This is a genomic window from Brevundimonas sp. TWP2-1 (genome assembly GCF_049897645.1).
Taxonomy (GTDB): domain Bacteria; phylum Pseudomonadota; class Alphaproteobacteria; order Caulobacterales; family Caulobacteraceae; genus Brevundimonas.
In genome coordinates, this window is record NZ_JAFCWR010000002.1 from 272858 (window position 1) to 296042 (window position 23185).

At 66.8% G+C, this 23185-nt stretch carries 22 protein-coding genes; 10 read left to right on the top strand and 12 right to left on the bottom strand.

Annotated elements, in window-relative coordinates:
* Positions 1 to 318 precede the first annotated feature (318 nt).
* The 3 genes from dusA to ACP7BH_RS11540 all read left to right on the top strand — a co-directional run bounded on the left by dusA (position 319) and on the right by ACP7BH_RS11540 (position 2832).
* Positions 319 to 1350: a tRNA dihydrouridine(20/20a) synthase DusA gene (dusA, locus tag ACP7BH_RS11530; protein WP_425985333.1), complete on the top strand. Its 1032-nt coding sequence runs from the start codon at positions 319 to 321 to the stop codon at positions 1348 to 1350.
* Between the two features lie 60 nt (positions 1351 to 1410).
* Positions 1411 to 2079 carry a hypothetical protein gene (locus tag ACP7BH_RS11535; RefSeq protein ID WP_425985335.1) on the top strand — a complete coding sequence of 223 codons (669 nt, stop codon included), beginning with the start codon at positions 1411 to 1413 and terminating at the stop codon, positions 2077 to 2079.
* A gap of 195 nt (positions 2080 to 2274) precedes the next feature.
* Positions 2275 to 2832: a 3D domain-containing protein gene (locus ACP7BH_RS11540; RefSeq protein ID WP_425985337.1), complete on the top strand. Its 558-nt coding sequence runs from the start codon at positions 2275 to 2277 to the stop codon at positions 2830 to 2832.
* Between the two features lie 70 nt (positions 2833 to 2902).
* Here ACP7BH_RS11540 and ACP7BH_RS11545 read toward each other — a convergent pair whose 3' ends face one another.
* From ACP7BH_RS11545 to ACP7BH_RS11555, 3 genes are all read right to left on the bottom strand, one after another.
* On the bottom strand, positions 2903 to 3796 hold the full coding sequence (locus ACP7BH_RS11545) for a hypothetical protein (protein WP_425985339.1): 894 nt from the start codon (positions 3794 to 3796) through the stop codon (positions 2903 to 2905).
* A gap of 81 nt (positions 3797 to 3877) precedes the next feature.
* Positions 3878 to 4201, bottom strand: a complete 324-nt coding sequence (locus tag ACP7BH_RS11550) for an Mpo1-like protein (protein ID WP_425985342.1) — start codon at positions 4199 to 4201, stop codon at positions 3878 to 3880.
* Positions 4202 to 4389: 188 nt separating this feature from the next.
* Positions 4390 to 6282, bottom strand: a complete 1893-nt coding sequence (locus ACP7BH_RS11555) for a DEAD/DEAH box helicase (RefSeq protein ID WP_425985344.1) — start codon at positions 6280 to 6282, stop codon at positions 4390 to 4392.
* 206 nt (positions 6283 to 6488) lie between these two features.
* On the opposite strand from ACP7BH_RS11555, the gene ACP7BH_RS11560 reads away from it, so the two are divergent.
* A complete protein-coding gene (locus tag ACP7BH_RS11560) occupies positions 6489 to 6698 on the top strand; it encodes a flagellar basal body rod C-terminal domain-containing protein (protein ID WP_425985346.1) in 210 nt (69 codons plus the stop codon).
* Positions 6699 to 6710: 12 nt separating this feature from the next.
* Here ACP7BH_RS11560 and ACP7BH_RS11565 read toward each other — a convergent pair whose 3' ends face one another.
* Positions 6711 to 7394: a winged helix-turn-helix transcriptional regulator gene (locus ACP7BH_RS11565; protein ID WP_425985348.1), complete on the bottom strand. Its 684-nt coding sequence runs from the start codon at positions 7392 to 7394 to the stop codon at positions 6711 to 6713.
* A 60-nt stretch (positions 7395 to 7454) separates the two neighbouring features.
* On the opposite strand from ACP7BH_RS11565, the gene ACP7BH_RS11570 reads away from it, so the two are divergent.
* From ACP7BH_RS11570 to ACP7BH_RS11590, 5 genes are all read left to right on the top strand, one after another.
* The gene (locus ACP7BH_RS11570; RefSeq protein ID WP_425985350.1) at positions 7455 to 7898 is read left to right on the top strand and encodes a VOC family protein; all 444 of its coding nucleotides are present in this window, start codon (positions 7455 to 7457) and stop codon (positions 7896 to 7898) included.
* Positions 7898 to 8356, top strand: a complete 459-nt coding sequence (locus ACP7BH_RS11575; RefSeq protein WP_425985352.1) for an SRPBCC family protein — start codon at positions 7898 to 7900, stop codon at positions 8354 to 8356. Before ACP7BH_RS11570 ends, ACP7BH_RS11575 begins: the two co-directional genes overlap by 1 nt.
* Positions 8356 to 8838: a VOC family protein gene (locus ACP7BH_RS11580; protein ID WP_425985353.1), complete on the top strand. Its 483-nt coding sequence runs from the start codon at positions 8356 to 8358 to the stop codon at positions 8836 to 8838. Before ACP7BH_RS11575 ends, ACP7BH_RS11580 begins: the two co-directional genes overlap by 1 nt.
* Before the next feature lie 22 nt (positions 8839 to 8860).
* Positions 8861 to 9214, top strand: coding sequence for a DUF1428 domain-containing protein (locus ACP7BH_RS11585; RefSeq protein WP_425985355.1), 354 nt, complete (start codon positions 8861 to 8863; stop codon positions 9212 to 9214).
* A gap of 77 nt (positions 9215 to 9291) precedes the next feature.
* Positions 9292 to 10158 carry a Ku protein gene (locus tag ACP7BH_RS11590; protein WP_425985357.1) on the top strand — a complete coding sequence of 289 codons (867 nt, stop codon included), beginning with the start codon at positions 9292 to 9294 and terminating at the stop codon, positions 10156 to 10158.
* On the opposite strand, the gene ligD is transcribed toward ACP7BH_RS11590, so the two are convergent.
* From ligD to ACP7BH_RS11620, 6 genes are all read right to left on the bottom strand, one after another.
* Positions 10159 to 12732 carry a DNA ligase D gene (gene ligD, locus ACP7BH_RS11595; RefSeq protein WP_425985359.1) on the bottom strand — a complete coding sequence of 858 codons (2574 nt, stop codon included), beginning with the start codon at positions 12730 to 12732 and terminating at the stop codon, positions 10159 to 10161.
* Between the two features lie 328 nt (positions 12733 to 13060).
* Positions 13061 to 13792 (bottom strand): extensin family protein, encoded by a 732-nt coding sequence (locus tag ACP7BH_RS11600; RefSeq protein WP_425985361.1) that lies wholly within the window; start codon positions 13790 to 13792, stop codon positions 13061 to 13063.
* Between the two features lie 65 nt (positions 13793 to 13857).
* Positions 13858 to 14037: a DUF2256 domain-containing protein gene (locus ACP7BH_RS11605; protein ID WP_425985363.1), complete on the bottom strand. Its 180-nt coding sequence runs from the start codon at positions 14035 to 14037 to the stop codon at positions 13858 to 13860.
* A gap of 51 nt (positions 14038 to 14088) precedes the next feature.
* Positions 14089 to 16038, bottom strand: coding sequence for an RNA polymerase sigma factor RpoD (gene rpoD, locus ACP7BH_RS11610; RefSeq protein WP_425985365.1), 1950 nt, complete (start codon positions 16036 to 16038; stop codon positions 14089 to 14091).
* A 75-nt stretch (positions 16039 to 16113) separates the two neighbouring features.
* A complete protein-coding gene (dnaG, locus tag ACP7BH_RS11615) occupies positions 16114 to 17973 on the bottom strand; it encodes a DNA primase (RefSeq protein ID WP_425985367.1) in 1860 nt (619 codons plus the stop codon).
* Positions 17974 to 18253: 280 nt separating this feature from the next.
* Positions 18254 to 19090 carry an LD-carboxypeptidase gene (locus ACP7BH_RS11620; protein ID WP_425985369.1) on the bottom strand — a complete coding sequence of 279 codons (837 nt, stop codon included), beginning with the start codon at positions 19088 to 19090 and terminating at the stop codon, positions 18254 to 18256.
* Between the two features lie 68 nt (positions 19091 to 19158).
* On the opposite strand from ACP7BH_RS11620, the gene ACP7BH_RS11625 reads away from it, so the two are divergent.
* Complete coding sequence (locus tag ACP7BH_RS11625) at positions 19159 to 20568, top strand: UDP-N-acetylmuramate--L-alanine ligase (protein WP_425985371.1); 1410 nt, start codon at positions 19159 to 19161, stop codon at positions 20566 to 20568.
* Positions 20569 to 20701: 133 nt separating this feature from the next.
* Here ACP7BH_RS11625 and ACP7BH_RS11630 read toward each other — a convergent pair whose 3' ends face one another.
* A complete protein-coding gene (locus ACP7BH_RS11630; protein WP_425985373.1) occupies positions 20702 to 22078 on the bottom strand; it encodes a sulfite reductase subunit alpha in 1377 nt (458 codons plus the stop codon).
* Positions 22075 to 23184: an FAD:protein FMN transferase gene (locus tag ACP7BH_RS11635; protein WP_425985375.1), complete on the bottom strand. Its 1110-nt coding sequence runs from the start codon at positions 23182 to 23184 to the stop codon at positions 22075 to 22077. The genes ACP7BH_RS11630 and ACP7BH_RS11635 overlap by 4 nt, the downstream gene beginning before the upstream one ends.
* Between the last annotated feature and the right edge of the window lies 1 nt (position 23185).

Below are 23185 nucleotides of genomic sequence, written 5' to 3' on the forward strand. Positions count from 1 at the left end.
CGTGGAGGTCAATGAGTTCGGCGAATGTCGTAATCCGCGACCCGAGAATCCCGCGGCGTCTCACCGCGATCGATTTGACGTTCTGCCTCGACCGCCCAGGCCTTGGCATCGTCGAACCGCAGGAAGGTCTGGCTCGCAACATGTCCCTTACGCCGAACTTGGGCGCGCCACCGACCAGACCTTTGCTTGCGGATCGAAGCCATGTTTTGGGTGCAAAAAGGGTGCAGTGAGTTGTCGTAGAAGGGCGAAAATCGTCGAAAAAGCGCGTAGAAGTGTCGCTGAGCACCGTCAACCAAATCCCTGAAGTTGCATAAATAAATGCCGTTAGAACAAGCGCGTAGACTGTCCGTGGCGCCGATGATGGACTGGACCGACCGGCATTGCCGGGCGTTTCACCGTGCGCTGACGACGCGGGCCTTGCTCTATACCGAGATGGTGACGGCGCCGGCGGTGTTGCATGGGGATCGCGAGCGGCTGTTGGGGTTCGATGCGCTGGAGCATCCGGTGGCGCTGCAACTGGGCGGGTCGGATCCGGCGCAGCTGGCCGAGGCGGCGAAGGTTGGGCAGGCGTTTGGTTATGACGAGATCAATCTGAACGTCGGATGCCCGTCCGACCGGGTCCAGTCGGGCAGGTTCGGCGCCTGTCTGATGCGCGAGCCGGAGCTGGTTGCGGACTGTATGGCGGCGATCCGCGAGGCGGTGAGCGTGCCCGCGACCGTCAAATGCCGCATCGGCGTGGACGATCAGGATCCGGCGGTCAGCCTGTTCGCCACGGTGGACGCCTGCGCCGCCGCAGGCGTGGAGGTCTTCATCGTCCATGCGCGCAAGGCCTGGCTGAAGGGTCTGTCGCCCAAGGAGAACCGCGACGTGCCGCCGCTGGACTATGATCTGGTGCGCCGGCTGAAGCGCGAGCGGTCGCATCTGAACATCTCGATCAACGGCGGCATCGCCTCCCTGGACGAGGCCGAGGCGCATCTGGACGACGCCGATGGGGTCAAGCTGGACGGGGTCATGCTGGGCCGCGCCGCCTATCACGAGCCGGCCATCCTGGGTCAGGCCGACCGTCGCCTGTATGGCGAAGCCGTCGCCGACACCGACGCCTTTGCGGCCCTGGATCGCTATCGGCCCTATATGGCCGCGCGCCTGGCCGAGGGGGTCGCCCTGCCCGCCATGGCGCGACACATGCTGGGCCTGATGCACGGTCGCCCCGGTGCGCGCGCCTTCCGGCGCATCCTGACGGTCGAGGCGATCCAGCCCGGCGCCGGGCTGGAAGTGCTGGACCGCGCCGTCGAGGCTGTGCGCGAGGCCGAGGCGCGTCGGGACACGCCACACGGAGAATGGGCGGCGTAACCCAATCTTCAGGGCCGTTCGTCAGGATAAGCGCGAACCCTCCCCTATTGGATACGCGCCATGAAAACCCTGCTCATCGCCGCCCTCGCTGCGGCAGTCCTGCCCGCGACCTCGGCTCTGGCCCAAGAGGACGGGCGTTTCGCGGTCGGCGCCCAGGTCGGCACGCCGGGCGTCGGTCTTCAGGCCCAGTTTTCCCTCAGCCCCGTCGTCGTGCTGCGTGGCGGCTATGACGTGCTGAACTGGGATCGCGACCAGACCTACAAGGGCATCGATTACGACGCCAAGATCGACTTCAAGTCGCCCGGCGCCTTCGTGGACGTCCATCCGTTCCGCAACGGGTTCCTGATCTCGGGCGGGGCCTATTTCGGAGATCGCAAGATCGATCTGGACGCCACGCCCACGGGTAACGTCGTCGTCGGCGGCGCGACCTTCACCCCGGCCCAGGTCGGGACGCTGACGGGGCGTATCGATCTTGAAAGCACTGCGCCCTTCGTCGGCTTGGGTTACGACAACACATTCACGCGCGGCGGTCGCGTAGGCTTCCGCATCCTGGCCGGCGCGGCCTTTGGAGATTCGCCCCAGGTCAATCTGGATGCGCGCGGCGGAACCCTGTCCAACGATCCGATCTTCCGCGCCCGGCTGGATCAGGAAGAGCAGGAAATTCAGTCCGAAGCCGACGATTACAAGGTCCTGCCCGTCGTCCAAGCAGGTCTGAACTTCAAGTTCTGACGACAAAACCCGTCCCCAGCTTGCTACGCTGGCGCGCAAGCTGGGGATGGATATATCATGAAAAACAAGGCATTAACTTAGAAACAAATCGTAACGCAAAGCGCGCTGAACGATTTGGCCGCTTTCTCGCCACAAGTTAACGCGACAAGGCGGGCGCCGGCGGCGTTGGGAGCCGGTGTCTCCTGAGCGAAACTCATGATCGGCGCTTCCGCTGCTATCGCCATGCTTTGGGCTGCCGTGTCGTCTGTGACGAGCGGGCCTGTCCCCTACAATGATGTCGTAGCGGCGGATGAAGTCAGGGTTAAAACCCCTGCCGCCACCGTCGGTTCCGCCGAAATCGAGACCGCTCTGAACGCCGAACAGACCGAGCTGATGGCCTCGGACCCCGACTGGCGCGCCTCCGCGCGCCTCTATCACGCAGGCGGCGGCGGCGCGACGGGCAACGATTCGCTCGGTTGCCGTCCGATCGCCATGCGCACCGTCGCGGTCGATCCCCGCGTCATTCCCCGCCGCACCAAACTGTTCATCCGCGAGACGGTCGGCCTGCGTCTGGCCGACGGCACCATCCATGACGGCTACTGGTATGCGTCCGACACCGGCGGCGCGATCAAGGGCCAGAAGGTCGATCTCTACACCGGCCACGGCCGCGGCTCGATGGCCCAGGCGCAGCGTCTGAACATGCGCACCCTGACCATCGCCGACGCCGGCCGCTTCGACGGCTGCCCCCCCGCCTGGACCACCGCTTCCAACTGATCGGTCCAATCATGAAAAACGCCGGCGCCCTCACGGTCGCCGGCGTTTTCGTTTCTGGTGCTGACCAGGATCAGTCCATCTCGGACACTTCCAGCGTCGATTGCACCATCGAGTCGTTGTAGGTGCCGACCCAGATGTCGTAGCGGCCGCTCTGCGGATTGGTGATCGTGACCTTGGGATCCAGGTCGCCGCCGCTGTCGTCGTCGCAATAGAAGCGGCCGTTCGGCGTATTGATCAGCAGGGTGGTGTCCTCTTCCGCCCGCACGCGGAACGTCAGGTCGGAATCGCCTGGCTCGAAGAAGATCTGGATGTCCGGCGCCGCGCTGACCGAGCCTTCGCACCCCGACTTGGCGGCCGAGGCGGGCGCCGAGCCGCCGGCCAGGATCGACTTGATCCAGGGATCGGGCGTGAAGCCGCCGCGCAGATTGGCCGTGCCGTAGTTGGGCTCCAGGCTGATGTCCGGGCCGCTGCCCGCATCGTCGCCATCCATGCCGACGCGCTCTGTGACCGACAGGGTCGAATCGACCATGCTGTCGCCATAGGTTCCGACCCAGATGTCGTAACGGCCGCTTTGGGGGCCGTCGATCGTGACCTCGGGGTCCAGATCGCCGCCGCTGTCGTCGTCGCAATACCAGTCGCCGCCCGGCGTGTTGACCAACAGCGTCGTATCCTCCGACGCCACGGCCTTGAACGTCAGGTCCAGCGCGCCCGCCTCATAGGTGACCTGAAAATCGGGCGCGGCGCTGACATTGCCCTCGCAGCCGGACTTGGCGCGAGAGGCCGGGATCGAGCCGCCGGCGCGTATGGCCTTGGTGTAGGGATCGGGCTCGAACCCGGCCGAGAGGTCGACCGTGCCGTAGTTGGGATCCAGGTTGAAATCGGGCCTGGCTTCGCCCTTCTGCGCTAGGCTGACGCCCGGCGCGAACAGGACCGAGGCGGCGGCGACGATGGCGATGGATTTCATGAGCGCTCCCTCCAGCAGCGGCGAACCGCCGCAGGGGCCAGACTAGTCGGTTTCAGATAACCGCGCAGCTTGAAATGCGGATCAGAAGCGACGCTTGCCCGACACTGTCTCGAAGAACAGGCGGAAGTCGCCCATCAGGCTCCACAGCGGATATTTGAACGTGGCGGGCCTGTTCTTCTCGAAGAAGAAATGCCCCACCCAGGCGAAGCCGTATCCGATCAACGGCATGGCCAGCAGCCACCAGGGATTCCACGTCACAAGGAAGACCCCGAACGCCAGGATCACCAGTCCGGTGCCTACGACGTGGATGCGCCGGCACGTCCGGTTGGAATGTTCGTGGATGTAATAGGGATAGAAGGCCTCGAACGAGGCGTATCGTTCTTGGGGTGCCGACGGCTTGCTCATGGGCGAAAGGTGCGCCGGCAAGGCATAGGTGGCAAGAGCACACCCATTCCGCTCATCCCCGCGAAAGCGGGGACCCAGTGTTTTGGGCGCTTCGGCGCAAACGCTACGCGGCGGCGCCTATCCCGGACATCGTGCCACGCAAAAGAACTGGGTCCCCGCTTTCGCGGGGATGAGCGGAGTTTTTCCGGTCAGCCCTTCGGCTTGCCCTTGAAGCCGTCCTTCTTGAAGTTCGGCTTGCCCTGGAAGGCCTTCTTGGCGAACGGCTTGTCGGCCGCGGCGTTCGAGCGCGGGTTGCCGCCGCCGTCGGCCTTGGGCGCCCAAGGCTTCTTGAACGCGGGACGGGCGTCGCCGCCGTCGGCGCGCTTGTAGGGGGTCTTCTTGAAGGGACGGTCGCCCTCGTCGCGGTTCGGCTTGCCAGAGAAGCGGCCGGCCTTCATCGAACCCGGCGTCGGGGCTTCCGACGGCGTGATCTTCACCTCATCCTTGGACGCGGCGACGGCTTCGCGGAAGGCCTTCTCGTGGGTCTTGGCGACCTCGAACCGTGTCTCGTCAGGGAAGGTGCGGATGGCGCCGATCTGGGGCTTGGTGATGCCGCCGATGCGGCAGATCAGCGGGATCAGCCATTTGGGGTCGGCGTTCTTGTTGCGGCCGACGTCCAGGCGGAACCAGACCACGTCGTCCGAACCCAGGCGGTCGCCGGGCCAAGGCTGGGCGGCCGTGCCGTCTTCGTTGCGCACGGTGCGCTCGCGCTTGACGGGGCTGCGGTCGGAGCCCGGATCGGACAGTTCTTCCGGCGCCGGCTGCTCCTTGCGCAACAGGCGCACCAGGGCGGCGGCGATCTCGTCGGGCGTGCGCTCGGCGATCATCCGCTTGGCGACGATCATGTCCTCGTCGGAGACCTCGGCCTCGAAGAACTCGGGCGACAGCAGACGGCCTTCGTCGGCCTTGCGGATTTCGTCGAAGGTCGGCGCGCCGGACCAGACGGCGTCGATCCCGGCGTCATCCATCAGACGCTCGGCCTTGCGGCGGCGCGAGTGCGGCACCAGCATCACGGAGACGCCCTTCTTGCCCGCCCGCCCCGTCCGGCCCGAACGGTGCAGCAGGCCGGCGCGGTTCATCGGCAGTTCGGCGTGGATGACCAGGCCCAGGTCGGGCAGGTCCAGACCGCGCGCGGCCACGTCGGTGGCGACGCAGACGCGGGCGCGGCCGTCACGCAGCGCCTGCAGGGCGTCGGTGCGTTCGCGCTGGCCCATTTCGCCCGACAGCGACACGGTCGAGAAGCCGCGCTCCAGCAGCGAGGCCTGAAGGTGGCGCACGCTGTCCCGCGTCGAGCAGAAGACCATGGCGCGCGGCATCTCGAACCAGCGCAGGGTGTTGACCACCGCATGTTCGATCTCGTTGGGGGCGATGCGATAGGCGCGGTATTCGATGTCGGCGTGCTGGCGCGACTTGTCGGTCGCGTCGATCCGCACAGCGTCCTTCTGGTAGCGCTTGGCCAGGGTGACGATCTCGCGCGCGATGGTGGCGGAGAACAGCAGGGTGCGGCGTTCGGCCGGCGCCTGGTCCAGGATGTGCTCCAGGTCCTCGCGGAAGCCCATGTCCAGCATCTCGTCGGCCTCGTCCAGGACGGCGACCTTCAGCTCCGACAGGTCCAGGTTGCCCCGGTCGATGTGGTCCTTCAGGCGGCCGGGCGTGCCGACGACGATGTGGACGCCGAAGCTCAAGGCGCGGGCTTCGCGGCGCGCATCCATGCCGCCGACGCAGGTGGCGATCTTGGCGCCGGAGTCGGCGTACAGCCAAGTCAGCTCGGCCGCGACCTGCATGGCCAGTTCCCGCGTGGGCGCGATGGCCAGGCACAGGGGCGCGCCGCCGGGGCCGAAGATCGGCTTGTCACCCAGCAGGGTCGGGGCGGCAGCCAGGCCGAAGGCGACGGTCTTGCCCGAGCCCGTCTGCGCCGAGACCAGCAGGTCGCGTTCGGCGTATTCGACTTCCAGGACGGCGGCCTGAACCGGGGTGGGTTCGGCATAGCCCTTGTTGACGAGGGCGCGGTCGAGCGCGGGATGGACGGCGGGAAAGGGCATAGGGAACCTGGGCAAACGGACAAGGGCGGTCGCCGAAACGACCGCGCCCGGCCGAGGTCAGACCTCAGGCCGGGCGAATGATGGCGCTCTATACACGAAAAAGGGCGCAAGCGGGGCGGAAAACGGCGTTCACCCTGTTCCTTCAGGCGACGTTGACCTGAAAGACGCAGTCTGGAGACCGAACGCACCTCGTCTGGACCTTAGCCATGCAAGCCCTGTCTATCGCCGCCGCCGGAATGACCAGCGCCCAGAACCGGTTCGACAACAGCGCGCGCCGCACCGCGACCGCGCCGCTGGATAACCTCGCCGAGGAAACCGTCGAACGCATCCAGGCCAAGACCGCCTTCAGCGCCAACGCCGCCGTCGCCCGCACGGCCAACGACATGACCGGAACCCTGCTGGACATGCTGGCCTGAGATTGACACTTCTTAGGCGCCCGCCTTCTCCGGCAGGTTGAAGAAACCCACGAACCGGTCGAACACGGCCCGGTCGCCAGTCAGGGTCATCATCCCGTCCACTTCGAACGCAGCCGGCGGAACCTTGCCATAGACGCAGGCGGCGACCAGCGGCGGCTGGGTCGTCAGCACGACATCGGCGGCGTCGGTCGCGTCGCGGCGCGTCGTGATGACCCCGCCTTCGATGCGAACGACGAAGGGCTCGTCGCCGAAGATAAAGCCCACACACATGGCCGCATCGCCGGCCAGGGCCGAGTCGAACATCGTCTCGAACGACTGCATGATCGACACCGCGCTGAGCGGCAGGGTCGGGTCGTGCATCGGCGAGCGCGCCGCCCAGCCGCCCAGCACCATGAAGACCGGCTTGATCTCGTAACCCCAGTCCGTCAGCTCATAGACCTGGACCGAGGCGGGCGGCGGCAGCTTCCTGCGCCGCAGAATGCCCGACGCCTCCAGCCCCTCCAGCCGCTGGGTCAGCACATTGGCCGAGATGCCGTGCAGATCCTTTCTCAAATCTCCGAACCGGCGCGGGCCCATCATCAGTTCGCGGATGACCAGCAGCGCCCAGCGCTCGCCGATCAGATCCAGCCCATGCGCCGCGCCACAGGCGTCGTAATATTTGCGTCCGGCCTTTTCGGTTACTTTTTCTAACTTCATGGTTGACTATCATAATCATCGAGGGCAGGTTTCGCAAACGAACAAGGATGAGGAAACGCCGTGTCCCAGCTGATTTTCATCAACCTGCCCGTCGCCGACCTGTCCAAATCCATCGCCTTCTACGAAGCCGTCGGCGCGACGAAGAACCCGAAATTCAGCGACGACACGGCCGCCTGCATGGTCGTGTCGGACGTGATCCACGTCATGCTGCTGACCCACGACAAATGGCGCACCTTCACCGACCGCCAGATCCCCGACGCCCACGTCTCGGCCCAGGTCATGCTGTGCCTGTCGCGTGACAGCCGTGACGCGGTCGATACGGTCGTCGATCAGGCCGGCGGCGCAGGCGGTGTGATCGATCCCAACGCGACCCAGGATTACGGCTTCATGTACGGCCGCAGCTACGCCGATCCCGACGGCCATATCTGGGAAGTCATGTGGATGGACCAAGCCGCCGTCGCCGCCGGCCCCGAAGCCTTCGCCGCCGACGCCACTGCAGCGTGATGGCCGATCCCCGCGAACTCAGCATCAGCCGCCTGATCAAGGCCTCGCCGGAAACGGTCTGGAAGATCTACACCCAGCGCACCGGCGAATGGTTCTGCTCCCGCCCGTGGACTACCCCGGTCGTCGATTGGGACCTGCGCGTCGGCGGACGGGCAAACATCGAACTGGCCTCGCCGGAGGGCGAGCGGTACCCCTATTCCGGCGTCTTTCTGGAGGTCGTGCCGGGCCGCAAGCTGGTCTCGACCGGCGCCTTCACCGAGGGCTGGGTGCCACAGGCCGGCGACAGGAACTTCGTGCGCATCGATACCTTCGAACCCGAGGCCGGCGGCACGCGCTACACAGCCACGGCCCGCCACTGGGACGAAAAGGCCGCCGAGACCCACAAGACCATGGGCTTCGAACAGGGCTGGGGCGCCGTGGCCGATCAGCTCGCCGCCCTTGCAGAGGGAGACGCGTGATGGCCGACAAGATCGTCCCCTGCCTGTGGTTCGACGGCGACGCGGAGGCGGCGATCGCCTTCTACGTCTCCCTCCTGCCCGACAGCCGCGTGACGGCCGTCAATCGCTCGCCCGTCGATACGCCGTCCGGTCCGGCCGGCTCGGTCCTGACGGTCCAGTTCGTGCTCGCCGGCCAGGCCTATCTGGCGCTGAACGGCGGCCCGGCCTTCCGCTTCACCGAGGCCGTCTCTTTCATGGTGATGACCGAGGATCAGGCCGAGACCGACCGCCTGTGGGACGCCCTGATCGCGGATGGCGGCAGCGAGAACGATTGCGGCTGGCTGAAGGATCGCTGGGGCCTGTCGTGGCAGATCACGCCGCGCCGCCTGATGGACCTGACGACCGATCCCGATCCGGCGCGCGCAGCCGCCGCCATGCAGGCCATGATGACCATGCGAAAGATCGACATCGCGGCGCTGGACCGCGCCGTCACCGACCTCTGAACCCAAACCAAGGAGACGACAGATGACCTATGTGACCGGCTTCCTGACCCCCGTGAAGACCGAGGACAAGGCGCGCTACGTCAAGTCCGCCGAGGCCTCCTGGCCCCTGTTCCAGAAATACGGCGCCCTGTCCCAGGTCGAGACCTGGGGCGAGGACGTGCCCGACGGCAAGCTGACCAGCTTTCCCATGGCGGTGAAGCTGGAGGACGGCGAGGTGGTCGTCTTCTCCTGGGTGACCTGGCCCGACCGCGCTGCGGCCGACGCCTGTTTCGGCAAGATGCAGGACGACCCCGACTTTGCGAACATGGACATGCCCTTCGACGGCAAGCGCATGATGTGGGGCGGTTTCGACGTCGTCTTCGACGGCAAGGCCTGACGCAGGCCCTGACGTAGGGCGGCCATGTCCGAACCCAAATCCTCCCGACGCATTGTCATGGATCGAGGAGAAACGACATGGCCGCCCGCCCCACCTGGCAAGGACATCTGAAGCTGTCGCTGGTCACCTGTCCGGTGGCCCTCTACACGGCGACGACCAGCACCAATGACGTGCGGTTTCACCTGATCAACCCCGACACCAACAACCGCATCCGCATGGTGCCGACCGACCCCGACACCGGCCCGGTCGAGCGCAGCGATCTGGTGCGCGGCTATGAGGTGTCCAAGGACGAATACGTCCTGTTCGACGACGCCGACTTCGACAAGGTGAAGCTGGAAAGCACCAAGACCATCTCCATCGACAAGTTCGTCGACGATACCGAGATCGACCGGCTGTACTGGGACGATCCCTTCTTCGTGGTTCCCGAAAAGGGCGCCGGCGTCGAAGCCTTCGCCGTCATCCGCGACGCCATGAAGAAACAGGGTAAGGTCGCCCTCGGCTGTTTGGTCCTGCGCGGCAAGGAACGTCAGCTGGCGCTGGAAGTCCGGGGCAAGGGCCTGATCGCCTACACATTGCGCGCCCATGACGAGGTGCGCGATTCCGACGACTATTTCGACGACATCCCCACCGTGAAGGCCGACCCCGACATGGTCGAGATCGCCGCCCGCATCATCGGCCAGAAGGAGGCGGACTTCGATCCGTCCGACTTCAAGGACGGCTACGACGACGCCCTGCGCGCCATGATCAAGACCAAGTCCAAGGGCGGCAAGGGCGTGGTCGATGTCGCCGAACCGGACGACACCAACGTCATCGACCTGATGGCGGCGCTGCGCAACAGCCTGAAGGGTTCGGCGACGGGGGCGAAGAAGCCCGCCGCCAAGAAGGCGCCGGCGAAGAAGGCTTCTGCAAAGAAGCCGGCAGCGAAGAAAAAGGCCGCCGCCTGACTATTTCGAACTGACCCCCATCGCCTTCAACGCGGGCTTCAGGCTAACCGCCGAGGCGCGGAAATCGGCCCACGGATCGGGCTTCTTCAGCAGGGCCTCATAGGTCCACAGGTTGAACGCGGCCGGGTCCAGCCCCGCTCTCACCTGCCCCCACGACAGCGGATAGGCGATGCCCGCCCCCGGCCGCGCGCGCGGCGACCAGGGCGCGACCGCCGTCGCCATCCGCCCGTTGCGCAGATAGTCGATGAAGATCTTTCCGCCCCGCGCCTTCTTGGCCAGGGTGGTGGTGAACCGGTCCGGCGCCTCGGCGCGGATGGCCTCGGCCACCGCCTTGGCGAAGGCCTTGTTTTGATCCCAGGTCACGCGCGAGCGGGTATCGGTCTTGATGGGCGCGACGACGTGCAGCCCCTTGCCCCCGGTCGTCTTGACGAAGGCCGCCAGGCCCAGCCCCTCGATTTTCGCCTTCACCACCTTCGCGGCGGCGATCACGTCGCCGAAATCCAGCCCCTCGTCGGGATCCAGGTCGAAGGTGATCTGGTCCGGGACCTCCGGCGCGCCGGGCGCACAGCCCCAGGGATGCAACTCCAGCCCGCCAGACTGGGCGATGGCGACCAGGCCGCCCGCATCGACGGCGGCGACGTAAGGGGTGCGCGCCTTGACGTCGATCAGCTTCAGGCGCGGGTTCGACCCCGCCATGGCGTGGCGCTGGAAGAAGGTCTCGCCGCCGATCCCCTCGGGCGCCCGAATGATCGAGGTCGGCCGGTCCGCCACATGGGGCAGGATTCGCTCGGCCGCCGCCTCATAATAGCGCGCCAGGTCCGCCTTGGTGATCGCCGGCCGGTCGCCGACGGCGGGCCACAGCACCTTGTCGGGACTGGAGATCGTCACCCCCGCCACCACCACCTTGCCGGGCTTGCCGGCCGACCGCACCGTCGTCGTCGCCTTCTTGTCGGCCTCGCCCATCTCCGTCGGAGGCTGCGGCGCCTGCGTCACCTCGGCGGCCGTCTTGTCCTCGCGCAGGCCCTTGAACGCCGCCTGCCTCAGCGAACCGGATTCGGTGTATCCGCCATGCTCGACCTCGGCGACCAGCACCGGCTTGACCCAGTGGATGTCCTTGGCGGCCTTGGGCGCGCCCGCGCCGGAAAAGGGCGACCTGTCCGCCGCCACCCCCTTCAGCGCCGGGACCAGCGTCTTGGTGACCGCCTCGCCATAGCCGGTCCCGACCCGGCCGAGATAGCGCAGGCCGCTCTTTTCCCTGACCCCGACCAGCAGAGACCGGAACCGCGTCCCGCCCTGCGACGACCAGCCGCCGATCACCACCTCGTCGCGCCCCCGGCATTTGGACTTCAGCCAGGTCGAGGACCGCCCGGCGTGATAGGGCGCATCCAGCTTTTTCGAGATCACCCCTTCCAGATCCATCCGACAGGCGCTCTCCAGCACCGCCTGCCCGGTCGAGGCGAAATGCTCGACGTAGCGCAGCCGCGTTGCGCCCGACTTACCGATCCGGTCCACATAGGCCTGCAGCCGCGCCTTGCGATGCGACAGCGGCAGCTTACGCAGATCCTCCGCCCCCTCGAACAACAGGTCGAAGGCGAAATAGACCAGCCCCCCCGTCTTTTCGTCCGAGATTGCGGCCTGCAACGCCCCGAAGTCCGGCATGTGATCGTCGTCCAGCGCGCACAGCTCCCCATCGATCACCGCATCGGGCCAGGTCGCGGCGTCCGCCGCCAGGTCCGGGAACCGGTCGCTCCAGTCCAGACCCTTGCGCGTCCGCAAGACCGCCCGACCGCCCCCGACGCCGATCTGGATGCGGTATCCGTCGAACTTGATCTCGTGCGCCCACCCCGTCCCGCCCGGCGGATGGTCGGTCACCTTGCACAGTTGGATCGGCACGAAGGCCGGCGGCTTGCTGGCCTTCGCCGCCGCCTTTGATGGCTTGGGCTTGGCCGGCCCTTTACGCCCCGTCGGCTTGGACGCCGTCCATTCCTTCGTCCCGTCCGCGATCTCGGCCAGCGACCGCCCGGTCGTCACCGAAGCATCGATCTCGGCCAGGGCGTCCCCCTCCCCCGCCACCGCGAAGTCGTCCTTCTCCTTCAGCAGCAGCCAGTTGTTTCTCTTGGACGGCTTGCCCCGGTCGCTCTTCAACCGGATCAGCGCCCATTTTCCCTTCAGCCTTTCGCCGTGAAGGATCATCTTGATCTGGCCCTTGGCCCAGGCCGCCTCCAGGTCCGGCTCCTGCGACTCCCAGGTGCCGACGTCCCACATCTGCACCGTGCCGGCGCCATAGTTGCCGTCGGGGATCGTGCCCTCGAACGAGCCGTAATCCAGCGGATGGTCCTCGACCTCGACCGCCAGCCGCTTGACCGCCGTGTCGCGCGAAGGCGCCTTGGTCACGGCCCAGGATTTCAGCACCCCGTCCGCCTCGATGCGGAAATCATAATGCAGCCGCGTCGCCGCGTGACGCTGGATCAGATAGCGAAAGCCGCCCTTGGCCCGGCCGCCCTTGGCGCCCTTCGGCTCGGGCGTCTCGCCAAACCGGCGCTTGGCCTGATAGGTCTTCAGTTCACCGCGCATAGGGGCGTAATCCGCCTCAGGCGAAACCGTTGCGCTTGTCCGGTTTCGGCCAGGATATCCAGCGGCTGAGTTGGACCGGCCAATCCATCAGCGCAGTTCAGAATAAGGTTCATCACAGCGATCACAACGAGGCCACCGAGAACACGACGGAGCCGTGCCGGCTCGGCAAAGGCTTATGGCCTGCGGCGGCGAAGCCTTAAATCGATCAGCGGCCTGGACATAGAGTTGCGAGCCGACGCGCGTTCGATTCCGTCGTGTACGCCGTGACTTCGTCGTGCCCATTGTGATGAACGCCTTCCAGGCCACATCAACTCAAGCGCCGATTACTCTAGCGACAGAAGCGCGTGTCCGTCGCCTCCAGATGCAGGTGGTCGTAGTGGACGGCGTTGTAATCGGGGCTCAGCGTGGTGCCGAAGATGCGGCAGGCGTCGTCGCGGATGCGGCGCAGGAAGCGCGCCTCGGCCGTGTCGCCGTTCCAGCCGTTGGTCACCGTGATGCGCCGCCCGTCCCTCAGCCGCACCCCGGCGAAGTCCAGCGCCGCCGCCTGGGAATGGGCGCTGACGCGGTTCGAGCCGACGCCGTTGTTCACGTTGCGACAGGCATAGGCGCCCATGTGATCGATCTGGACCACGTCCGAGCCCAGGATCTCGCGCGCCGCCGGCTCCAGTGATTGCCGACGCCAGATGCTCAGGGCCAGCGCCGTCTGGCAGGTCATCTGCACATCCCCCGGCGCCATCCGCGCCACCGTGCCCAGGTCTGCGCCCAGCACCCCGCCCTGGCTCAGGCCGCAGGTCGCGGTGTTCTGACGATCCGGCACGGGGCTGAACCGCACCCGCGCGGCGTTCAGCTCGGCTAAACATCGCCCCAGGTCCCGCCCCTCGCGCACCACCGCGCCTTGCGTCCCCCCATCGATGGCCCGATCCACCAGCCCCCCGACCAGGGGCGCCTCGGTGCGCGACGGATAGGGTGACGGCCGCAACGGCTCGGGCGGCCGCCGCACGCAGCCGCTCAGGATTAGCACGACGCTGAGGGCGATCAGGAAGGGTGAGGCGCGGGACACGGCAAACATCGCCAGGACGCTTATCTGATTCCCTGATCGCGCGCGGTCACGAGGCGGAGAGCCATCTACCGCCGATCTTCAGCCGCGCCCTTGGCCCGGCACCGGTCCGAGCAGAACCGCACCTGCGCCCAGTCCCGCGCCCACTTCTTGCGCCACGCGAACGGCAGGCCGCAGGCGGCGCAGACCTTCTGCGGCAGATCGGCCTTGGCGGGCGCCGTGCCGAGGTTGACGTGCTTTCGGCCCATGTCGTTCCACAATGAAAAAGGGCGGCCCCGTCGGAGCCGCCCCTGATCATATCAGCTGTCCAGGAAGGACCGCAGTTTGCGCGACCGGCTCGGGTGTTTCAGCTTGCGAAGCGCCTTGGCCTCGATCTGACGGATCCGTTCGCGGGTGACCGAGAACTGCTGGCCGACTTCTTCCAGGGTGTGGTCGGTGTTCATGCCGATGCCGAAACGCATCCGCAGGACCCGCTCCTCGCGCGGCGTCAGCGAGGCCAGCACGCGGGTGGTGGTCTCGCGCAGGTTCGACTGAATGGCCGCATCGATGGGCAGGATGGCGTTCTTGTCCTCGATGAAGTCGCCCAGGTGGCTGTCTTCCTCGTCGCCGATGGGCGTTTCGAGGCTGATCGGCTCCTTGGCGATCTTCAGGACCTTGCGCACCTTCTCCAGAGGCATGGCCAGCTTTTCGGCCAGTTCTTCCGGGGTCGGCTCGCGGCCGATCTCGTGCAGCATCTGGCGGCTGGTGCGGACGATCTTGTTGATCGTCTCGATCATGTGCACCGGGATGCGGATGGTCCGCGCCTGGTCGGCGATAGAGCGAGTGATCGCCTGACGGATCCACCAGGTGGCGTAGGTCGAGAACTTGTAGCCGCGGCGATATTCGAACTTATCGACGGCCTTCATCAGGCCGATGTTGCCTTCCTGGATCAGATCCAGGAACTGCAGGCCGCGGTTGGTGTATTTCTTGGCGATGGAAATGACGAGGCGCAGGTTGGCTTCGACCATTTCCTTCTTGGCCTGGCGGGCTTCGCGCTCGCCCTTCTGGACCGTCTGTACGATGCGGCGATAGTCGTCGATCGGCAAGCCGGCTTCCAGGGCCACGGCGGCGACGTCGGCGCGAATGGTGGCGATCTGGGTGGCTTCGTTGTCGCTGAACTTGGTCCAGCGCACGCCTTGGTCCTTGATCCGCTCGGTCCAGGTCGGATCCAGTTCGGCGCCGAAATAGGCCTTGAGGAACTCGGGACGCGAGATGCCGTAGCTGTCGGCCAACCGCAGCAGACGGCCTTCCAGACCGATCAGGCGCTTGTTGATCGCATAAAGCTGCTCGACCAGCGCCTCGATGCGGTTGTTGTTCAGCTTCATCGTCTTCAGACGGTCCGAGATGGACAGCGTCAGGGCGCGATAGGCCTTCTCGTCCTTAGCGCTCAGCACCTCGCCCTTCAGACGGGTCTGGACCAGCTTGTCCTGCAACGCCCGGAACGCGCCGAAGTCGGCGGCGATCAGGTTCAGGACCTCCATCACCCCATCGCGCAGCTCGGCTTCCAGCGCCGAGATCGACATGCCGCCGCCGTCGTCGAAATCGTCGTCGTCATCGTCGTCGTCGGTTTCCGGCTTGGCCTCGGCCGCCGGTTTTTCCTCGGTTTCTTCTTCCGCCTCAGCCTCGGGCTGAACAGCGCCGGGCAGGGACGAGGGGTTCAGCACGCCATAGGTGGCGTCGAGGTCGATGACCTCGCGCAGCAGGATGCGGTTGTTCTCAAGCTCGTCGCGCCAGACCATGATGGCCTCGAAGGTCAGGGCGCTTTCGCACAGACCCGAGATCATGGCGTCGCGGCCGGCTTCGATCCGCTTGGCGATGGCGATTTCGCCCTCGCGGCTCAGCAGTTCGACCGAGCCCATTTCGCGCAAATACATCCGCACCGGATCGTCGGTGCGGTCATAGGCGGCCTTGGCGGGCGCTTCGGCGACGGCGGTGCCGGCGGCGGCGGCGACGTCGGTGGACTGCTGCTCCTGCGCGTCCTCCTCGGCCTCGACGACGTTGACGCCCATCTCGGACAACATGGCCAGGGTATCTTCAATGGCGTCGGGCGTGACTTCTTCGGACGGCAGAACCTTGTTCAGCTCTTCCATCGTCACATAGCCACGGGCCTTGGCCTGTTTGATGAACTTCTTGACGCCGGCGTCGGTCAGATCGAGCAGGGGCCCATCGGTCGAAGCCTCGGTTTCCTGCGTCTCGGTCTGTGCGTTCATAGTCAGTCTGTCTCCAGCCGGAGGGGGTGATCAATCCGCCCCGACGAAAAATACAATGCCTGGCGGGCCGTAAGGTTACGAGCCCGCGCTGTCTTCCCAAATCGTCCCGGCTTTGATCGCACGGCGAAGCGCATCCCGCTCGGCCTTAAGCCGGCGAAACGCCTCATCCTGCCCAGGCACATCACGTGCATGGGCCAAGGCGTCCTCCAACGCGGCTACGCGTGTTGAAGCGTCGAACGCCTGCGACCATCGGATCCTTGCCTCGGCGAGGGGCGCATTTGCGGCCAGGAAAGGCGCGCCGGACTTTGCCGCCGCCTTCTCGACCTCGCGCACTAAGGCATCATGACCCGATTGCGCCAGATGGCGTCGCAGGGCGGCAGAGTCAAGGCTATGTCCCGACAGACGCAGGCGAACCAGCTCCTGGGCCAGGCCATCCAGTCCCTTGTCGCCGAAACCGTGGGCTGCGATCTCCTCCAGATGGTCGTCCATCCGTTCGGGATCGTCGATGGCGCCGTGGGCCAGGGCCGCGGGCACCGGCTCGATGGCGCGGAACAACGACTGCATCGCCTGCGCCCCTTCCGCCGTCTGACCCAGCTTGGGCGGCGGGCCGAAACCGCGCCTGCCCTGCCCCGGCGTCCAGGGCGCACGTTGAGGGCTGCGCGGGAACAGGGCGTCGAAACGGTCGAACAGGTCGCGGCGGTACTGTTCGGCTAAATCCTTGTCCTGAATGGCCGAGGCGGTGTTGCGCAGCCGCGCCTTGAAGCCGGCCTTGCGTTCCGGCGTGTCCAGCGGTTCCAGATCCTGTTCGCGGCGGAACAGCACCTCAGCGAATCCATGCGTGTCGGCCAGGGCCTGGCGCAGCGCCGGGGCGCCCTTGTCGCGCAGAATGTCGTCGGGGTCCTGCCCGGCGCCCAGCAGTGCGAACCGGAACGACCGCCCGGCCTTCAGCAGCGGCAACGACCGTTCGATGGCGCGATAGGCGGCGCGCAGCCCCGCCGCGTCCCCGTCGAAACACAGCACCGGCTCATGGCTGACGCGCCACAGCCGTTCCATCTGCTCTTCCGTCAGGGCCGTGCCCATCGGCGCCACGGCCGGCAGGCCCGCGCGCTGGCAGGCGATGACGTCCATATAGCCTTCGACCACGATGATGGCCTGGTCGTTCTTGCTCTCCGCCCCCAGGATCCGCCGCGCCTCGGGCAGGCCGTAGAGCGTCGCGCCCTTGTGAAAGAGCGGGCTCTCGGGGCCGTTCAGATATTTGGCCCGGTCGTCGGGATTCATCGCGCGGCCGCCGAAGCTGACGATCCGCCCCCGCGCATCCAGGATGGGGAACATCAGCCGGTCGCGGAACCGGTCATACGGTTGGCCGCCGCTTTCCGGCGAGATCAGCATCCCGGCCTCGACCAGTTCAGCGGGCTTGGCGCCGCGCTGGATCAGGGCCTGTTTCAGCCCCTCGCGATCATTGGGCGCATAGCCCAGGCCGAACCGCTCCCACTGATCCTCGGGCAGGCCGCGTTTTTCGAGATATTCGCGCGCCGCCTTGCCCGGCGTGCGGCGCAGATTGGCGGCGAACCATTTCTGGGCCAGATCCATCCAGTCCGACAGGCCCGCGCGCTTCTGCTCGCGCTCGGCCTCCTTTGGGTCCTCGGCGGGCAGTTGCATGCCCGCCTCGCCGGCCAGCCGCTGCACCGCCTCGACGAAGCTCAACCGCTCGGTCTCCTGCAGGAACGAGATGATGTCGCCGTGTTTTCCGGAAGAAAAATCGTGGAAGAACCCCTTGTCGTCGTTGACGAAAAACGACGGCGACTTCTCTTTCGAGAAGGGCGACAGGCCGACGTATTCCCGGCCCTGACGTTTCAGCTTCACCGTCCGCCCGATCACGTCGGACGGCCGAAGGCGGGCCTTCAGTTCATCGATGAATCTTTCGTCGAAACGCACCCGCGATCCTTAAGCCTTGCGGCGCTTCACGTCGACGATCTGGCACGTCGATGATCGGAGAACGATCAGGCGGCTCGTCCGGGCATCCCCCGATATCCGAACGAACCGCCGCATCGCAGAAGGCGTAAACCTTGGCGTCCCCCAACGCCTTGGCTAACGAAGTCCTAACGCCTCGCGGACCGGCATCTGAAGTCAGGACCGGCGTTCTGTCGAGGGGGCTACCGGTTTCCATCGACGGATCGTGGCGAGACTGTGTCTTTTGCGCCGCGCGCCGTTCGCCTCAGGGGCGACCGAAGGGCACGACCTTGTTGGCGCCGTCGTGCCCGATATCGGCGGTTCCGAGGAAGGGTATGCCCGACCTCAGGCACCAGTAGCGAACGATCTCCTCGGGAGTCTGTCCGAAATCGGGATCGTTTGGCGTGACATCCGAAACACGCCCCAGGCGAATCCCGGCCACACGGCGAATGCTGGCCTGGCTGGTCAAATGAAACATCATCCGGTCGATCCGGTAGGCGGCCTCAGAAACCTCCTCCAGCATCAGGACGTGACCGGACAGATCCGGCTCCAGCGCCGTGCCGGTCAGCTCATTCAGAATGGTCAGATTGAAGGCGACGGCCGGTCGCGGATCGGTCGCCAGAGACGGCTCGATCCAGTCGGTCCGCCCGGTGGTCAGCCAGGACAGGGCGCCCTTCGCCGTCGCGTCGTCGCGCACCGAATCCGACGCCATCGGCCCGTGCGCCAAATGTTCGAACCCGGCCTTGTACATCCCGGCCAGCAGGCTGCCGGCATCGGAATAGCCCATGTAGCGCTTCTTGCGCGCCACAGCGTCCAGGCGCGGAATCACCGCGTCGGCGATGCGGCACGAGCCATAGCCGCCGCGTGCGAACCAGATGGCGTCGATGCGCGGGTCGTTGGCGAACTCGACGAAGGCGTCGGCCCGCGCCCGGTCGTCGCCGGCGAAATGGCCGTGTTTCAGGAAGCAGGCGGGGTGAAACACCACCGCCACGTCGCGGTCGGGATGGTTCTGCGCCATCCAGACCTCGACCGCCTCGGCGCGTTCTTTCGAAAACCGCGAACTGGCGCAGACGACGCCGATCTTGAAGCTATTGGTCGCCACGCGCGCCTTCTTCGTCGTTTTTGCGATCCCCACTGGCGGACCGGCCCGATCCCCTGTTCTAAGGGGGCATGAACCAAGACGCCTCCTATTTCTTCTGCGGCATCGGCGGGTCGGGCATGCTGCCCCTGGCCATGATCGTCCAGGCGCGCGGCGCCGCGATCGAAGGCTCCGACCGTGCGCTGGATCAGGGCCGCACGCCCGAGAAGTTCGACTGGCTGCGCGCCCACGGCGTGACCCTGCACCCCCAGGACGGTTCAGGCGTCACCCGCGCGGATCAGACCGTGATCACCACCGGCGCCATCGAGGACACCGTGCCTGACATCGGGGCAGCCAGACGCGCCGGCGCGACCATCAAGACCCGGCCCCAGCTGCTCAGCGAAATCTTCAACGCCGCCCCGACCTCGGTCGGCGTGGCGGGCACCAGCGGCAAGTCCACCATCACCGGCATGATCGCCTGGATTCTGCATCAAACGGGCCGCCAACCCACCGTCATGAACGGGGCGGTGATGAAGAACTTCGCCGACGCCGATCATCCGTTCGCCAGCGCCCTGATCGGCGGACCCGACCTGTTCGTGTCCGAGGTGGACGAGAGCGACGGCTCCATCGCCGGCTACGACCCGACGGTCGCCGTCGTTTCCAACATCTCGCTGGACCACAAGTCGATGGAGGAGCTGCGCGACCTGTTCGGCGGCTTCACCGCGCGCGCGACGACGGCCGTGCTGAACCTGGACAATCCCGAGACGGCGGCCCTGGCCCAAGAATTGGCCCAGACCCTGCCCGCCGGCAAGGCCATCACCTTCGGCCTGGGCGAGGAGAAGGCCGACCTGTCCGCCCACGATCTTCAGCCGCTGCCGACGGGCATGAAGTTCCGCCTGATCGAGGGCTGGAGTGAGCACGACGTCATCCTGAACGTCCCTGGCGCCCACAATGTCGCCAATGCCCTGGCGGCGCTGGGCGCCACCCGGGCGCTGGGCGTGCCGACCAGCGAGGCGGTCAAGGCGCTGGAGACCTTCGCCGGCATCCGTCGCCGCATGGAGGTGGTAGGGACGGCGGGCGACATCACCGTCATCGACGACTTCGCCCACAACCCCGACAAGATCGCCGCCACGCTGAAGACCCTGCACGCCTTCGACGGGCGCCTGCTGATCCTGTTCCAGCCGCACGGGTTCGGCCCGCTGAAGCTGATGAAGTCGGAGTTTGTCGAAGGTTTCGCCGGCCTGATGCGTGAGGACGACGTGCTGCTGATGGCCGAGCCGGTCTATTACGGCGGCACCACCGACCGCAGCGTCGGGTCCGAGGACATCGCCTCCGGCGTCCGCGCCGCCGGGCGTCGGGCCGAGGCGCTTGCGACGCGCGCCGCGTGCGGCGACCGGATCGTGGAGATCGCTCAACCGGGAGACCGGATCATCGTCATGGGCGCGCGCGACGACACCCTGTCCAGCTTCGCGGCGGAACTGCTGAAACGACTACGGAAATAGCCGCTCATCCCGGCGAAAGCCGGGACCCAGTCCTTTCGCGAGGCAGTATGTCGGGGATCGACAGCCGCGACACAGGTCACGTCTAGGCGCCCAAAACACTGGGTCCCGGCTTTCGCCGGGATGAGCGGAAAAGTTAGTAGACGTCGCGCCGATACCGCCCGTCTTCCAGCATCGTCAGCACCACATCCGCGCCCAGCGCATTCTCTAACGCCGTATGGACGCCCTGCGACATGCCCTCCAGACTGCCGCAGACATAAATCGCAGCCCCGCGCGCGACCCAATCGCGCAGGTCGTCAGACGCCGCCGCGACCAAATCCTGCACATACCGTCCGTCGCCCAGATCGCGTGAGAAGCATCGGTCCAGCCGGCGCAGCACGCCCGAAGCCATCCAACCCTGCAACTCCGCATCGAAGAAGGCGTCGTGCGCCTGCGTGCGCTCGCCGAACAACAGCCAGGCCCCGCCCGCCGCCGTACGCGCCTTCAGGTGCGCCCTCAGCCCGGCGATCCCCGTGCCGTTGCCGATCAGGATCATCGGCGTCTCGTCCGCCGGGCCGTGGAAGCTGCGGTTGGTGCGCAACCGCATACCGATCTCTCCGCCGAGCGCCAGGTCTTGGGTCAGCCAGCCCGAGGCCAGGCCCGGCGCGCCGTCGGGATGGCGCATCAGACGGATCAGGAACTCGACCCGGCCGTCAGACGGCAGGGAGGCGATGGAATATTCACGCGAGCCCGGCGTGACGCCGTCCCGCTCGGGCAGGCCGACCTCGGCGATGTCGCCGGCCGACCAGTCGGGCGCCGCGCCCACGGATTCGAACGCCAGATGATACGCCTCGCCGCCCGGACTGCCGGGATTGACCAGGGTCCGTTCGACCAGCCGCCAGGGGTCGTAGGCCGGCGGGGTCCAGTCGGGGGCGGTGACGCTGCCGGTGATCTGGTTCAGCTGGTGCTGCCAGTGGCGGATGGCGCCGGCCTCGCCATTATCGACCTCGACCGTGTCGAACAGGGCCTGCGCGCCCGACCGCCTCAGCCAACCGTCCACCGCATGGCCGAAGGCGCAGAACTGGTCGTAGCTGCGGTCGCCAAGCGCCAGCAGGCCGAACCGCAGCCCTGACAAATCCGCCGTCTCGCCCATGGCTTTGCGCACGAACCGGGCCGCGCTGTCGGGCGGATCGCCCTCGCCCGTCGTGGACACGATCAGCAGCGCGCTGTCCGTCGCCTTCAGGGTCTGCACGTCCAGATCGGCGAAGGACAGCACCCGCGCGCCCACGCCGCCGTCGCTCAAGGCGCGCGCCGTCATCCAGGCCAGCTCCTCGGCGAAGCCTGTCTGGCTGGCGAAGGCGATCAGCACCGCCTGGGCCTCGCCCGCCCCGGTCCCAGCGCCCGCAAAGGCGTCGGAGCGCGCACGCGCCGCCGCCCTGGCCCGGCGTTCGCGCCAGACGATGACGGCGATCAGGGCCAGCCAAAGCACGAACGCCCCGACCGCCCACAGCCAGCGCTGTGGATCGGCTGTCACCCCGGCCGATCTCCGTCGGGGTCGTCCATCATTGCGGCGAAGGCCGGCGTCATCCGCTCGACCGGTCCGCGCTCGGTGCGCTCGACGAAGTGGGCGATCAGGCCCACGGCCTCGGCATATTCCGGCCCCTCGAAAGGCCCCATGACCGTCAGAGCGGTGGCGTAGGCGTCGGCCATCATGGCCGAGGCGTGCAGCACCGTGACCGAGCTCAGATTGTTGCTGACCGGACGGCCGGTAGAGCCGTCGATGGTGTGGGGATACAGCCGGCCGTCATGCCGGAACGCCCGGCGATAATCGCCGCTGGTCGCCACGGCCAAGTCGAACAGGGCCGCCACAGTGTGAGGCGCAGGCGAACCCTCGACCCGTTCGATCTCGACCCACCAGGGTTGGGCGTCCGGCTTGACGCCGCGCCCCTTCAACTCGCCGCCGACCTCGATCAGATGCGAGGTCGCGCCCATCGCCGTCAGTCGGTCGGACACGCGGTCCACCGCATGGCCCTTGGCGATACCGGAGAAATCGAGCTTCATGCCGCCCATCTGCATCACGCCGCGCGCATCGGGATTCAGCCGCAGCTTCTGCCAGCCTGACACGGCCATGGCCGCCGTTATCTCTTCGTCGGACGGCACCGGCAGCAGGGCCGAGCGTGGTCCAGGCGGGCCGAAACCCCACAAATCGACCAGGGCGCCCAGGGTCGGATCGACCGCCCCGTTCGTTTCGTCGCCTAGGGTCATCGCCGCATCCAGCAGAGCCCAGAACGGCGGCGACACCGCCCAGAACCCGGCCGGCGCAGTGTTGAACCGGCTGATCTCGCTGGACGGCTCCCACGGGCTGAACAGGGCGACGACGGCCGTCAGTTCCTGTTCGATCGCGTCCTGGATTTCCGCCTCGCCCACGCCCGGCGGCGCGATCACCCGCGCGCTCCAGGTCGTGCCCATGGTCTCGCCGCCCAGCGCACGGATCAGGTCGCTGGGCGGACGGGGCGGCGCGCCTTCGATGACGGGCACCAGAACCCGGTTATCGGCGCGGTCGGCCAGCGGGCTGGCGTCGCCGAGATTGACCGTGGGCGGAGCGGCGCGGGAACCGCGCGAGAAGGGTGTGTCTGACATA

Coding starts and splice junctions, on each gene's coding strand:
- dusA (WP_425985333.1), top strand. CDS start 319: ATGCCGTTAGAACAAGCGCGTAGACTGTCCGTGGCGCCGATGATGGAC.
- ACP7BH_RS11535 (WP_425985335.1), top strand. CDS start 1,411: ATGAAAACCCTGCTCATCGCCGCCCTCGCTGCGGCAGTCCTGCCCGCG.
- ACP7BH_RS11540 (WP_425985337.1), top strand. CDS start 2,275: ATGATCGGCGCTTCCGCTGCTATCGCCATGCTTTGGGCTGCCGTGTCG.
- ACP7BH_RS11545 (WP_425985339.1), bottom strand. CDS start 3,796: ATGAAATCCATCGCCATCGTCGCCGCCGCCTCGGTCCTGTTCGCGCCG.
- ACP7BH_RS11550 (WP_425985342.1), bottom strand. CDS start 4,201: ATGAGCAAGCCGTCGGCACCCCAAGAACGATACGCCTCGTTCGAGGCC.
- ACP7BH_RS11555 (WP_425985344.1), bottom strand. CDS start 6,282: ATGCCCTTTCCCGCCGTCCATCCCGCGCTCGACCGCGCCCTCGTCAAC.
- ACP7BH_RS11560 (WP_425985346.1), top strand. CDS start 6,489: ATGCAAGCCCTGTCTATCGCCGCCGCCGGAATGACCAGCGCCCAGAAC.
- ACP7BH_RS11565 (WP_425985348.1), bottom strand. CDS start 7,394: ATGAAGTTAGAAAAAGTAACCGAAAAGGCCGGACGCAAATATTACGAC.
- ACP7BH_RS11575 (WP_425985352.1), top strand. CDS start 7,898: ATGGCCGATCCCCGCGAACTCAGCATCAGCCGCCTGATCAAGGCCTCG.
- ACP7BH_RS11580 (WP_425985353.1), top strand. CDS start 8,356: ATGGCCGACAAGATCGTCCCCTGCCTGTGGTTCGACGGCGACGCGGAG.
- ACP7BH_RS11585 (WP_425985355.1), top strand. CDS start 8,861: ATGACCTATGTGACCGGCTTCCTGACCCCCGTGAAGACCGAGGACAAG.
- ACP7BH_RS11590 (WP_425985357.1), top strand. CDS start 9,292: ATGGCCGCCCGCCCCACCTGGCAAGGACATCTGAAGCTGTCGCTGGTC.
- ligD (WP_425985359.1), bottom strand. CDS start 12,732: ATGCGCGGTGAACTGAAGACCTATCAGGCCAAGCGCCGGTTTGGCGAG.
- ACP7BH_RS11605 (WP_425985363.1), bottom strand. CDS start 14,037: ATGGGCCGAAAGCACGTCAACCTCGGCACGGCGCCCGCCAAGGCCGAT.
- rpoD (WP_425985365.1), bottom strand. CDS start 16,038: ATGAACGCACAGACCGAGACGCAGGAAACCGAGGCTTCGACCGATGGG.
- ACP7BH_RS11625 (WP_425985371.1), top strand. CDS start 19,159: ATGAACCAAGACGCCTCCTATTTCTTCTGCGGCATCGGCGGGTCGGGC.
- ACP7BH_RS11635 (WP_425985375.1), bottom strand. CDS start 23,184: ATGTCAGACACACCCTTCTCGCGCGGTTCCCGCGCCGCTCCGCCCACG.